This window comes from Amycolatopsis sp. NPDC114484 (assembly GCF_055633755.1).
On record NZ_JBVKDQ010000032.1, the window covers coordinates 15,343 to 27,764 of the forward strand.

Annotated in this window: 13 protein-coding genes; all 13 read left to right on the top strand. The window is 71.4% G+C overall.

The annotated features are described in order from the left end of the window. Positions 1-27: 27 nt before the first annotated feature. The 13 genes from ACZ7SW_RS41250 to ACZ7SW_RS41310 all read left to right on the top strand — a co-directional run bounded on the left by ACZ7SW_RS41250 (position 28) and on the right by ACZ7SW_RS41310 (position 12,408). The gene (locus tag ACZ7SW_RS41250) at positions 28-621 is read left to right on the top strand and encodes a phage tail tube protein (RefSeq protein WP_470235803.1); all 594 of its coding nucleotides are present in this window, start codon (positions 28-30) and stop codon (positions 619-621) included. A gap of 105 nt (positions 622-726) precedes the next feature. Next, the gene (locus ACZ7SW_RS41255) at positions 727-1,068 is read left to right on the top strand and encodes a hypothetical protein (RefSeq protein WP_470235804.1); all 342 of its coding nucleotides are present in this window, start codon (positions 727-729) and stop codon (positions 1,066-1,068) included. Between the two features lie 17 nt (positions 1,069-1,085). Then, positions 1,086-1,430, top strand: coding sequence for a hypothetical protein (locus tag ACZ7SW_RS41260; RefSeq protein ID WP_470235805.1), 345 nt, complete (start codon positions 1,086-1,088; stop codon positions 1,428-1,430). Between the two features lie 31 nt (positions 1,431-1,461). Continuing rightward, a complete protein-coding gene (locus ACZ7SW_RS41265; protein WP_470235806.1) occupies positions 1,462-6,189 on the top strand; it encodes an aggregation-promoting factor C-terminal-like domain-containing protein in 4,728 nt (1,575 codons plus the stop codon). Positions 6,190-6,201: 12 nt separating this feature from the next. Next, entirely contained in the window at positions 6,202-6,954 is a 753-nt protein-coding gene (locus ACZ7SW_RS41270) for a hypothetical protein (protein ID WP_470235807.1), read from the top strand. Then, the gene (locus ACZ7SW_RS41275; protein ID WP_470235808.1) at positions 6,954-8,375 is read left to right on the top strand and encodes a hypothetical protein; all 1,422 of its coding nucleotides are present in this window, start codon (positions 6,954-6,956) and stop codon (positions 8,373-8,375) included. The genes ACZ7SW_RS41270 and ACZ7SW_RS41275 overlap by 1 nt, the downstream gene beginning before the upstream one ends. Before the next feature lie 13 nt (positions 8,376-8,388). Continuing rightward, positions 8,389-9,483 carry a DUF5047 domain-containing protein gene (locus ACZ7SW_RS41280; protein ID WP_470235809.1) on the top strand — a complete coding sequence of 365 codons (1,095 nt, stop codon included), beginning with the start codon at positions 8,389-8,391 and terminating at the stop codon, positions 9,481-9,483. 20 nt (positions 9,484-9,503) lie between these two features. Next, positions 9,504-9,728: a hypothetical protein gene (locus ACZ7SW_RS41285; RefSeq protein WP_470235810.1), complete on the top strand. Its 225-nt coding sequence runs from the start codon at positions 9,504-9,506 to the stop codon at positions 9,726-9,728. Between the two features lie 15 nt (positions 9,729-9,743). Then, positions 9,744-10,058 (top strand): hypothetical protein, encoded by a 315-nt coding sequence (locus ACZ7SW_RS41290; RefSeq protein WP_470235811.1) that lies wholly within the window; start codon positions 9,744-9,746, stop codon positions 10,056-10,058. Positions 10,059-10,065: 7 nt separating this feature from the next. Next, positions 10,066-10,386, top strand: a complete 321-nt coding sequence (locus ACZ7SW_RS41295; protein WP_470235812.1) for a hypothetical protein — start codon at positions 10,066-10,068, stop codon at positions 10,384-10,386. After that, a complete protein-coding gene (locus ACZ7SW_RS41300) occupies positions 10,383-11,258 on the top strand; it encodes a hypothetical protein (protein ID WP_470235813.1) in 876 nt (291 codons plus the stop codon). Before ACZ7SW_RS41295 ends, ACZ7SW_RS41300 begins: the two co-directional genes overlap by 4 nt. Continuing rightward, entirely contained in the window at positions 11,255-12,220 is a 966-nt protein-coding gene (locus ACZ7SW_RS41305) for a glycoside hydrolase family 25 protein (RefSeq protein WP_470235814.1), read from the top strand. Before ACZ7SW_RS41300 ends, ACZ7SW_RS41305 begins: the two co-directional genes overlap by 4 nt. Continuing rightward, complete coding sequence (locus ACZ7SW_RS41310; RefSeq protein WP_470235815.1) at positions 12,217-12,408, top strand: hypothetical protein; 192 nt, start codon at positions 12,217-12,219, stop codon at positions 12,406-12,408. Before ACZ7SW_RS41305 ends, ACZ7SW_RS41310 begins: the two co-directional genes overlap by 4 nt. Positions 12,409-12,422 lie beyond the last annotated feature (14 nt).

Below are 12,422 nucleotides of genomic sequence, written 5' to 3' on the forward strand. Positions count from 1 at the left end.
CTCCGCACCATTCAAGGGAGAAACCCCGTGGCTTTGAACTCCGCTCTGGCCCGCCTCGGCGTGACCGGCGCTCTCTACACCGGCCCGTTGGGGACGACCGCGCCGAGCGCGACGGCGATGGAGCTGTGGGGCTCGGGCATGAGCGACCTCGGCTACATCTCCGACGACGGGATCGTGGAAGGGCGCGACGAGGACAAGGAGGAGTTCACTCCTTGGCAGTCCGCGACCCCGATCCGGTCGGAGATCACGAAGTCCACGCAGACCTACCACGCCACGCTGTGGGAGTCGAAGTTCGAGACGATCAGCCTGTACTACCGGGTCGGCGTGGACGACATGAAGCAGACCGGCACCGGCAAGGACGCGGTCGTATCCTTTGTGGAGGAAGGAAAGCCGAAGCGGGACCTGCGGTGCTTCGGGATCGACGTCATCGACGGCACCTACCACCGCCGGATCTTCCTGCCCATGGCCGAGGTGTCCGAGCGCGGCGAGCTGACCTACAAGTCCGACACCCTCATCGGCTACGAAGTGACGATCACGGCGTATCCCGGCAGCGACGGCTTTTCCGCGCTGCGGGTCTACAAGGAGGGCTGGGAGCTGCCCAAGCCTCCGACCAGCGGATGACGATCCGCTCCTCAAGCGGGGGCCGGTGCGGGCATGTGGTGAGCGGTCCGCACCGGCCCCCTTCCCATGCTCACCACCGCTCACCGGAGACGAGGGGGCGACGCAGTGCCCGCCATCGACATGGACGCGATCCTCGCGCAGCGCGAGGAAGCCACCGGCAGTTCCGACACGTTCGCGTTCACGTTCAAGCAGAAGCAGTGGACGTGCAAGGACCCGATCACCGCCGAGGACGAGTGGAAGGACGGGCTGCTCGACCTCGACACCGATGTCGAGGTCGCCGAGTACTACATGGGCGACGAGCAGTACGCGCGCTTCCTCGAAGCCGGAGGCCGGGCCGGGTACGTGATCCTCGCGATCAACCAGTACATGCAGAAGATGCGGCAGGACAACGACGAGGGACGCCCTACACGGCGCTCGACCTCCTCGGCCCGGCGCCGGAAGCGATAGAAGCCGCGCTCTGCCAGGTGTACGCGCCGCGCGACCCGGTTGCGGAGTTCTGGCGCGGCGACATCAGCCTGCGGCACCTGCGGGTGCTCATCGAGCACCTGCCGCCCGGGTCGGCGTTCCACCGCGCGGTCAACGGCCACGCCTGGACCGACGTGGAATACCTGCTCGCGATCGTCGCGGACCGCCTCGGTGAGAACACGTTCGTCACCGGACGCGGCGCGGGCATGAAGGGCCTGCGGCGGCCGAAGCCGCTCGCCCGTCCCGGCGGGGACGAGCAGGGCCGCATCGGCGACCGCGGCGACGCGCCCGCCGAGGACGTCATCGCCTACCTGGACCAGTACAAGCCCCGCCCGGCCGCATGACCGCGCCCTCGCACGAGCCGGAGGTGAGGGCGTGGTCAACTCCGGCGAAGTCGTCTGGATCGACACCCTTCCCTCCGCACGCGGCTGGGGCGCGGAACTGGCGAAGCAGGCCGCCGGGGCGGGCACCCGCGCCGGTCGGCAGATCGGGCAGGAGCTGGAGCGCTCGGCGGGGGCGACCGGCCGCCGCGCCGGTGCCTCGCTGGGAACCGGGATCGAGGCCGCGAAGGAGAACGTCAAGCGCGTCGCGGCCGAGCTGGAGACCGCTCGCAACCGCGAGGCCGACGCGGCGGGCAAGGTCCGTGTGGCCGAAGCCCGCTTGGAGGAGGTTCGTTCCGGCGGCAACGCGAAGGCCAGCCAGCTGGCTGCCGCTGAGGAAAAGCTCGCGACGGCGCAGCGCGGGTTCGCCACCGCGCAGGAGCGGACGGCGTCGGTCTCGTCCCGGGTCGAGCAGGCGCAGCGCAACGCCGCCGACGCCACCGACGAAGTCACGGTGTCGATGGGCAAGGCCGACCGCGGATCGGGCGGCTTCGGGGCCTCGCTGCTGGAGACCACCCGCAAGGCCGGGAGCTTCGCGTTCGGGCTGACCGCGATCGGCAACGCCGCGTCGGTGGCGATGGACGCACTGGAGAACGCGCGGCTCGGCGACAAGCTCGCCGCACAGCTCGGCGCGCCCGCCGACATGGCCGCCGACCTCGGCCGCGTCGCCGGGAATCTCTACGCGCACGCGTACGGGGAATCGCTGGACCAGGTCAACGAGGCCATTCGCGGGGTCCTGCAATCCGGGCTCGTCATGGAGGACGCCACCAACGACGAGATCGAAGGCATCACCGCGAAAGTCCTCAACCTCGCGACGGCGTTCGACCAGGACCTCGGCGGCACCACCGAAGCCGTCGGCCAGCTGATGAAGACCGGGCTGGCCCGCGACGGGTACGAAGCCCTCGACGTGCTCACGCGCGGATTCCAGCAGGGCGCGGACCGCTCCCACGACCTGCTCGACACGATGACCGAGTATTCGGTTCAGTTCCAGAAGTTCGGCCTCGACGCCTCCAGCGCCACCGGGCTGCTGGTGCAGGGAATGCAGGCAGGGGCACGGAATTCGGACCTGGTCGCCGACGCGATCAAGGAGTTCTCGATCCGCGCCGTGGACGGGTCGAAGACCACGGCGGACGGGTTCAAGGCCATCGGTGTCGACGCCGCCGCGATGGCCGCGCAGATCGGCCGGGGCGGGCCGGAAGCCTCGGCAGCGCTGGGCCTGGTGCTCGACAAGCTGCGCGCGATGCCGGACCCGGTCGCACGGTCGCAAGCGGCGGTGCAGCTGTTCGGCACGCAGGCCGAAGACCTCGGCCAGGCGCTCTACGCGCTGGACCCGAGCAAGGCCGTCTCGGCGCTGGGCGACGTCGCGGGCGCCGCCGACCGGATGGGCGCGACGCTGAACGACTCGGCCGGGCAACGGCTGGTCGCGTTCCAGCGGACCCTGGAAACCGGGCTGGTGAGCTTCTTCGGCGGGGTGCTGCTGCCGGCGTTGCAGAACGCCGTCGCCTGGGTGCAGGAGAACGCCGATTGGCTTGCGCCCCTGGCGATTTCGATCGGCGCGTTCGCCGCCGGGTACGCGGCGGTGTCGGGCGCGATCAAGCTCTACGAGCTGGCGACGAAGGGCGCGGCTGCGGCGCAGTGGCTGCTCAACGTCGCCATGAACGCCAACCCGATCGCGGTCATCGTCGGCGCGATCGCCGCCGTCGTCGCGGCGGTCGTCTATTTCTGGAACACCAGCGCCGGATTCCGCGATTTCTGGATCGGCGTGTGGGCCGCGATCCAGTCCGCCGCGCAGTGGGCATGGCTGAACATCCTGAAGCCAGCCTTCGACGGAATCGTTGCCGGGCTGCGGTTTCTGGGCCAGATCGCGTCGTGGCTGTGGGTCAACATCCTCTCGCCGGTGTTCTCGTTCATCGGCCAGGCCGCCGGGATTCTCGCCGCCGTTGTCGCGACTGTCCTCATCGGACCGACCGTGCTCGCGTTCCGGGCGCTCGCCGCCGTCGCGACCTGGCTGTGGACCACGATCCTGCAGCCCGTCTTCAGCACGCTCGGCGATTTCTTCGGCTGGCTGTGGAATTCTGTTCTGAAACCCTATTTCGATGCGTGGGTTTTTGTTTTCCGGCTCGTCGGAAATGTCGCGTCGTGGCTGTGGGCTAATGCGCTTCAGCCTACCTTTTCCGCCATTGGATCATTTTTCTCCTGGCTTTATCTGAGCGTGCTGAAGCCGTATTTCGACGGGTGGGCGCTCGCCTTTCGTCTGGTCGGCGACGCGGCGTCCTGGCTGTGGGATCACGCGATAAAGCCAGCCTGGGACGCGATTTCCGGCGCGATCTCGTGGGCCTACGACCACGTGATCAAGCCCGTGTTCGGCTGGTTCCGGGACCGGATCGACGACGTGAAGACCGGTTTCGGGCTCATGCAGGAAGTCACGAAGCGCGTGTTCGACACGATCGTCGGATTCGTCAAGAAACCGATCCAGTTTGTGATCGACATTATTTGGAACAACGGGCTGCGGAAAGTGTACAACGCGGCGGCCGATCTCATTCCCGGCGTCGATCCGCTGCCCGAACTCAAGCTCGCGCGCGGCGGCGTGCTCCCCGGGTACGCGCCGGGGCGCGACACCGTGCCCGCTCTGCTGAGCCCCGGCGAGGCGGTGCTGGTTCCCGAGCTGGTGCGCGCGCTCGGGCCGGGCACGATCCTGGCGGCCAACGCGGCGGCCATGGGCGGACGCGGCTACTCCGGGGGCGGGCTCGTCGCCCGGTTCGCGGGCGGCGGGATCGTCGCTGCCGCAACGGGTTCCGTGACCGCGCCCGCCGTGGCCGAGACGCCTGCCGTGCCGGACCCGGCCGTGTTCCTCGCGGCCTCCGACGCCGCCGACGTGCTCAACGCCGCATCGGCGGCGCTGGCCGAGACCGTGACCGCGGTTCTCGTGCCTGCCCTGCTCGTGCTCGAACAGCACGCGGGAACCGTTGTGCCGCAAGCCAATGCGGCGATGGGCGTGAGTCTGGCCGGGTTGCAGCTCAACGCCATGACGGTGTGGGCCGCGATCACCGGGGCCGTCGTCGCGAACGCGAACACCGCCACCGCGCGGCAACGCCAGCTCCAAGCCGACCTCGCCGGGTCGTGGAACGCGGTCGCGGCCGGGGTGTGGGCGTCTGTCGATGCGCAGGACAGCGCGTTCACGGCACTGGCGGGCGGGCTCGCGTCCGTGCGGATGGCGGCGGGCTTCACCTCCGGGTGGGTCCGCGACCGGTTCGCGGAGATGCCCGGCTACGCGGGCAATCCGGTGCGCTGGATCCTGCAATGGCCGCTCAACGGCGGTCTGGTGGCGGCCTGGAACAAGCTGAACAGCGATTTCGGGCTGAACAAGCCGATCGGGCCGGTCCCGATCGGCTTCGCCGCCGGCGGTCGCGTGCACGGGCCGGGCACCGGCACCTCGGACTCGATCCTCGCGCGCGTGTCGCGCGGGGAGTTCGTGGTCCGGGCGGCCGTGGCCCAGCGGATCGTGCCGTTCCTCGACGCGCTCAACGCCGGGCAGGCCGAAGCGCTGCGCGCGGCCGGGTACGCCCGGGGCGGGCTGGTCGCCGACACCGGCAGCCAGGCCGATGCCGCTCTCGGGCGGGGACTGGCGTTCGCCCGCGCCCAGGCCGGGAAACCGTACGTGTGGGGCGGCACGGGTCCCGAGGGCTACGACTGCTCGGGGCTGCTGTCGGCGGTGACGAACGTGCTGCGCGGGGACTTCCCGTACCGGCGGCTCGGCACGGCCGCGAGCCAGCCGTGGCCGGGGTTCGCCCCGGGCCTGGGGTCGGCGTTCGCGACCGGCTTCAACGACCATCACACGGCCGGGACGCTGGCCGGGGTCAACCTGGAAGCCCAGACGTTCCGGGTCCCGGTCAAGGTCGGCCCCGGCGCGTCCGGCGCGGACGCGGGCCAGTTCACCGGGCACGCGTTCCTGCCCGTCGTGGGCGGATCGTTCGTGTCCGGCGGAGCGGGCGGGTTCGACCCGGCCGCGCTGGTGGCCCCGTATTTTGCCGACGCGCTGCGCCAGGCCGACGACGCGACCCGGGTGTTCCCGGGCAACGTCGCCGCCGTCGACGGCGCGGGCATGGCGCGCACCGCGATCGAAGGCGCGCGCGACTTCGGGACGCGGCGCCTCGGCGAGCTGTGCGCCAGCACAGCCACCGCTGCCGGGTCTCCCGCCGTCGTGGCCGCGGTGCGCGCGGTGGCCGGGCGCTACGGGTGGGGCGCGGGGCCGCAGTGGGACGCGCTGTCGTGGCTGATCGGCCACGAATCGTCGTGGAACCCGGCCGCGAAGAACCCGACCAGTTCCGCGCGCGGGCTGTTCCAGCAGATGGAGAGCGTGCACGGCCCGGTGCCGGATTCCCCGGCAGGGCAAGCGGAATGGGGCCTGTCCTACATCGCCGGACGCTACGGCTCCCCGCTGGGCGCGAAAGCGTTCTGGGAAGCCCACCACTGGTACGACCAGGGCGGGTGGCTCCAGCCGGGGTTCACGCCCGTGTTCAACGGGACCGGCAAGCCCGAACTCGTCCTGCCGCACGACACCGCGCAAGGCGTGATCGGCGCGCTGCACGGCAGCGACGACCCGGTCCGGATCACGGGCGAACTGTCCATTTCGGACGACGGGCTGACCGCGTTCGTGGACGGCCGGATCGAACGTTTCGACCATGCCACCGGCACCGCCCTCGCGCGCGGCGTCCGGATCTAGGAAGGCGTACAGGTGAGCTACGAATACCGGTCCGCCAAGGACTACTTCTTCGGCACCCTGGCGAACGCGGCGGCCATTTCGGACACCACGCTCTCGGCCGCCGTGTTCGCCGACATCGACACCGACTACAGCTCCGCCACTCCCGGCAAGTACCTGCCGATCGAGCTGCACGACCCCTCGCAAGGAATCTACGAGGTCGTCTGGATCGTCGGGCACACCGCCAGCTCCCAGACGGTCACCGTCGTGCGCGGACGCGAAGGCACCCCGGCGCGGGCATGGAACGCGGGCACACAGCTGGTGTGCGCACCGACCGCCGGGCGCGACACGCTGTCCGCACTGCCCTCGGCGGACCTGCCGATCGACCCGCACATCGGGATGAGAGTCGCGCGCACGAACAAGCTGGACGTCCTGGAACGCGCCGCCGGCGTGTGGGCGCCGAGCACCGGCGTGGCCACGGCCGCCGACGTCGGGCCGCGCCGGGGCGGCGGCTCGGTCCCGGACGGGTCGGTGGTCCTCATGCGGGGCGGGCACCGCACGGGTACGACCGTGGCGGCCGGGGAGATCACGGTGACCCACGCGTCGCCGTTCCCGAACGCCACCGTCTCCACCACCGTGACCGTCGTGCGGACCGGCGTTCCCGCTGTCGTTGTCATCGCCCGGGAAACCGCCGCCGGGGTGACGGTCGGGTTCTACGCGATCAGCACGGGCAACAACGTCGGCGCGGGCGTCGCCGTCGAGTTCCAGTACCTCTCGATCGGGTTCTGATGGCCTGGGCGCACGGCACGTTCGCCCGCACCCCGTACGCGGCCGGGACCGGAACCGAGCTGCCGGACCTTCCCGGGCAGCAAGAGCTTCCGCCGCCGATCCCCGGCGGCACCGCCCGCTGGACCTACACCCCGAACCCGCCGCTGGGGTACGCGCGGCGCAGCTGGTCCGGCGGCGCCTGCCCGCAGACCTACCCCGGCGGGGGCGTGTCGATCCGGCCCGTCCCGGACACCGGGGTCATGCAGGTCACCGCGTGGTGGCCGGACGCGACCGTCCTGCAGATCGTGCGCGAGCACCCCGACGGGACGCTGTGGCCGGTGCGCGGCGGAAACCCCCTGTTCGTGACCGAGCCGACGCGGCGCAACTGGGCGCTGAACCCGTCGTTCGAGACCGGCCTCAACGGGTATGTCCCCGACGCCGGGAACCCGGAACTCGCGCGCGTCGCGGACGGCACTGCGGCGCGGGGCGAGGCGTTCCTGACCGCGACAGTGAAGGCGGCCGGGCCGGTCGGCGTCACCGTGCCGACCGCGCTCCCGGCGGCGGCCGAGGTCACGATCGGCATGGACCTGCGGTTCTCCGCCCGCCCCAGTGCGGTGACGGTCCGGATCGCCTGGACCGACAACACCGGAGTCCCGCTGCCGGTCGCGTCCGCGACCCTGTCCACGGACGAGATCAACCAGTCCGTGGACCAGTTCGCCCGCCAGGTCGTGCGGCTCCCGACCTCGGCCGGAGCCGTCACCCCGACGCTGAAGGTGATCGCCGAGGGAATGCCGGCGGGCGGGGTCCTGGCGCTGGACGGGGTGACCGCGGAGCGCTACCGGACCACGGGCAGCTTCTACGACGGCTCGACCTACGGCGCGACCTGGCTGGGACCGCCCGGACTGTCCGCGTCGGTCCTCGCGCCGCTGCTGGTCTTTCCCGACGGGGAATGCCCGCTCGACGTGCCGGTGCGCTACCGGGTGGTGAACCCGGCCCCGACCGGCGGCACCATGACCAGCCAGGCAGCCACGCTGCTCAGCGGCGGCCGGACCTGGCTGACCCACCCGTCCCGCCCGGACCGGCCGCTGGTGGTCCAGGTCGGCGCGGTCCCCAGCCGGGTCCGCGAAGCCCCGCGCGGCATCTTCTACCCGGTCGGAGCCACGCACCCGATCATCGTGTCCGCCGCGCAGCGGCGGGCGCCCACCGGAGACATCAGCTTCGGCGCGCTGTCGTTCGCCGAGCGGGACACCCTGCTGGAGCTGTTCGCCGACCTGCCGCCCGTCTGCCTGCGCGCCCCGGCGGAATTCGGGTACGGCACAGGGATGTGGCTCGCGCTGGGCGACCTCACCGAGGACCCCGGCAACCGCCGCGCCTACCAGCAGACCCGCGTCCTGACCGCGCCCTTCCACGAAGTCGAGGCGCCGAGCGAACTGGCGGTCTAGGGGGCGAGGGCGCATGTGGCCTCTGTCCACCCGGGCGCAGATCGCCCTCGCCCAATCGCACTCGATGACCGCGCGCGCCACCGTCACCAGCCTCGGCTACGGGACGATGGAAATCCCGTTGTCGGGCGGGTCGGTCGAGGTCGACGCCCGCAGCAAAATCCGCCGATCCGCGACCCTGCAAGCGGATCCGCGGTGGTGGCCCGCCTCGCCGGTCGACGTCCTCTCGCCCTACGGCTCGATCTGCCGGATCGACTACGGGATCGTCCTGCCCGGCGGCGGCACCGAGTGGGTGCCGCTGCTCTTCGGGTTCCTGGACGGAACCTCGCGGTCGAGGCCGGTCACCGGCTCCGGCGACATCGAGGTCAAGGTCGTGGACGCGGCGGCGCACGTTGCCGAACACCGCCTCGACGTCCCCTCCCAGACCGTCCCCAACGCGACCGCCTTCGCCGAGATCGCCCGCCTGGTGCGCGACACCCTCGGCCCGATCGAGGTCGTCAACCTGACCGGGTCGGCGGCGGTGGCCCCGGTGATCGTGATCGAGCGCGAGCGCTGGGACGCGATGGAGAAGCTGGCCGATTTCCTCGGGGCCGAAGTGTTCTTCGACCCCGAGGCACGGCTGATCGTGCGCCCGCAGCCGACGTTCGACCAGAATCCCGTGTGGACGGTCCGTACCGGCGACGGCGGAAACCTGCTGACCGTCAAAGACAAACTCTCCCGCGAACAGGTCTACAACCGGGTCGTCGCCAGCGGGCAGCGCACCGACGGCGTCCCCGCCGTCTACGCGGTGGCGACCGACACCACCAGCCCGGCCCGCTTCGGCGGACCGTTCGGCAACAAACCCCGCTTCTACACCTCCGAACTGCTCACCACCACGGCGCAGTGCCAGGCCACCGCGGACTCGCTGCTCGCCCGGGTGCGCGGCATCGCCGCGCAGATCGAGGTGGAAACCCTCGTCAACCCGGCGCTGGACGCCGGGGACGTGATCACGGTCCTGGACCCCGAGACGGGGGAAACCCGCCACATCATCGACAAGCTCTCCATCCCGCTCTCGCCGGACGGGACGCAGACCGTCACCACCCGCTCCGACGACCTGCCGTCCGAAACCTGAACCGCAGAGAGGGCAAGGGAATGCGCATCGCCGAGGCCGTCACCCGGCTCGTGGACCAGGCGCTCTCCGCCCGCCGGAAAGTCGGCACGGTCACCGGCATCTCCGGGACCAAAGTCATCGTCTCCGTCCAAGGCGGATCACTCGCCCTCCCGCGCCTGGCCAGCTACACCCCGAGCACCGGCGACATCGTGCACATCGACGCGAGCGTGCCCGGGGCCTGGCTGGTGCTCGGCAAATCCGCCTAGGAAGGGACCGAACCCATGGCACAGAACCTCGCCGACAGCGCGGAACTCGCGACGTTCCCCGGATTCGTCCGGCGCGTGCAGGCCGCCGTGTCCGTCGCCGCGAAAGAAGTCGGGGACGAGCCCGACGACCCGGCCAACCCCACGCGCGGCCAGCTGCGCCGCGCGCTGGCGACCAACGTGTTCGCCGACCCGGACGGATACCGGACACGGTTCGCCTGGGCCGTCGCCACCAACCCCGTCATCACCGTGCAGTCCACCGACGGGGAGATCCAGTTCTGCGTGAACCAGGCGTGGGACACCATCGCCGGTGCGCCCCCGAGCCACACGTGAGCGCGTCGTGCAGCTCGCCGCCGACGCGGCCCCGGTCGGCCCGCCCTGGCTGGCCGCCGCGCTCGCGATCGCCGCCGCCGTCGGGACCCTGCTCGCCGCTGTGATGCCGGCGGCGGTGGAGAAGATCAAGCAACGCACCGCCCCGCCGAAAACCGAGGCCACCGCAGCGAAACCGGCCAGCCAGACCGACCGGGCCCTCGACATGATCGACGAATCCCTGCGCGACCTGCGCCGACAACGCGACGAGGCCGAGCAGGAAGTCCTGCGGCTGCTCGACCTGCTCTCCGCCCGCGAAACCGAACTGCGGAAGCGGGGGTGGCCCGGATGAACAGCGACCCGCCGGACGGGATGGCCGAGCTGCGGCGCGGCGTGCACGACGCCGTCACCGAAGCACCCCGCCAAGCCCGGCAAGCCGCCCGCGACGAAGTCCGCCGCGCCTGGAAATGGGCCGTCCTCGCCAGCGTCGCCGTGTCCCTCGTGGTCGCGCTCGCCACCGGCGTCGGCGTGCTCAACCTCTACGGCCGCGCCGCCTCCACCGACGCGGCCGTGGCCGCGCTGCGCGAGCAGGCCGAGCATTCCCGGACCCAGGGCGAGCAAGCCAACGCCGAACTCGTCCAGCGCGGGCAGCGGCCGGCGCCGATCCCCGAGCCCGGCAAGGCCGCCGACAGCGAGGTCATCGTGGCCGCCGCGACCGCCCGCGTCCTGGCGGCCCTGCCCGCCGACCCCACCGCCGCCGACCTCGGCCAAGCCGTCGCCCGCTACCTCGCCGCCCACCCGTTAGCCCCGGCCGAGCCCGCCCCGCCCCAGCTCTCCACAGCCTTGGCCGCCTACCTCGCGGCCAACCCGCCGCCCTCCGGCCCGCCAGGACAGCCAGGCGCACCAGGGCACCCCGGCACCGACGGACAGCCCGGCGCCGACGGACCGGCAGGCCGCGACGGACCAGCCGGACAGGACGGCCGGACCCCGACCGCGGACGACATCGACGCCGCGTTCACCGCCTACCTGGCCCAACACCCCGACACCCTCTGCCCGCGCGGCGGGACCTTCGCCCGCCTGCGCGTCCAGCTGGCCGACGCCGCGACTGCCGAGACCTGGCAATGCGTCCTCGCCATCACGCCACCGTCCACAACGGACACACCCGACAGCAGCGGCACCGCGACGCCGGAACCGCCCTCACCACCAAGGAGGGGCGGGCCGTGAGCGTTCTGGTCGACCTCTACGAGAAATACAACCCCGTCACCAGCTGGCCGCAGTTCGCCGCCGCCGTCGACGGCGCCTATGTCAAATACTCCGACGGCACCGGCGGCGCAGCCGTAGCCGCCGACCGGTACACGCGAGGCTGCGCCGACCACGGCATCCCGCATGGCGGCTACCACTTCGCCGAGCCCGGAAACGCCGCGCAGCAGGCGCGGGTGTTCCTCGACCAGTACCGGCGTCTCGGCGGACAGCTCGCCCCCGCCCTGGACCTGGAAACCGGGGCCATTCCCTACGCCGCGCGGCCCGGATTCGCGCGCACGTTCCTCGAGGCCGTCCACCAGGCGTACCCGGTCGTCGTGCTCTACGCGTCCGCGTCCTGGCTGGCCAGCCTCCGCCCCGACACCTGGCCGTACGACTGGGACCGCACCTGGTGCGCCTCCTATGGCCCGAACGACGGCTCCCGGCACGCGATCACCAGCTACACCGGCCGTGTCGACCTGCACCAGTTCACCAGCCGGGGGCGCATTCCCGGCGTGTCCGGCCACGTCGACCTCAACCATGGCGACCTCGCCGCTTTCCGGCTCAGCTCCGCCGACACCACCCCGGAAACGGAGAACGACATGCCGGCCATCCCGTACTCGTTCGACGGGACCGGCCGCGACGCGGCCGGCAAACTCCAAGAGCGCTGCCACGTGTTCACCATCCCCGTCGGATCGGTCTCCCAAGTGGTCAGCATGGCGTGGCTATCGTTCAAATGCGCGATCGGCGCGGCCGAACGCGTGCGCCTCATGGCCATTGCCAGCGGACCGAAAGCCTCGTACACCGTCGACAAAACCTGGACGGGCGTCGCCTCCGACGCCACCCGCGTCTACATCGAAGCCCCCTCGGGCAGCGACCAATTCACCGCCTTCGTCAAGTCCGAATTTCCTTACAGCCTCGGCCTGGAAACGGCGGCCAAGCGATGAGGTTGGGTCGATACCGCAAAGCTTTTGCCGCGCTGTGGGGAACCCTCACCGTCCCCGCCGTCGTCGGCGTGCTCGCCCTCGCCGGAGTCCACATCGACCCCGACACCGCCGCCCTTGTCATCGCCCTCGGCTCGGCCCTGCTCGGCACCGCCGCGGTCGCGGGTGCAAAGCCCAACGACACGGCCTGACGACAGCGAAAATC

Coding starts and splice junctions, on each gene's coding strand:
- ACZ7SW_RS41300 (WP_470235813.1), top strand. CDS start 10,383: ATGAACAGCGACCCGCCGGACGGGATGGCCGAGCTGCGGCGCGGCGTG.
- ACZ7SW_RS41280 (WP_470235809.1), top strand. CDS start 8,389: ATGTGGCCTCTGTCCACCCGGGCGCAGATCGCCCTCGCCCAATCGCAC.
- ACZ7SW_RS41275 (WP_470235808.1), top strand. CDS start 6,954: ATGGCCTGGGCGCACGGCACGTTCGCCCGCACCCCGTACGCGGCCGGG.
- ACZ7SW_RS41310 (WP_470235815.1), top strand. CDS start 12,217: ATGAGGTTGGGTCGATACCGCAAAGCTTTTGCCGCGCTGTGGGGAACC.
- ACZ7SW_RS41285 (WP_470235810.1), top strand. CDS start 9,504: ATGCGCATCGCCGAGGCCGTCACCCGGCTCGTGGACCAGGCGCTCTCC.
- ACZ7SW_RS41290 (WP_470235811.1), top strand. CDS start 9,744: ATGGCACAGAACCTCGCCGACAGCGCGGAACTCGCGACGTTCCCCGGA.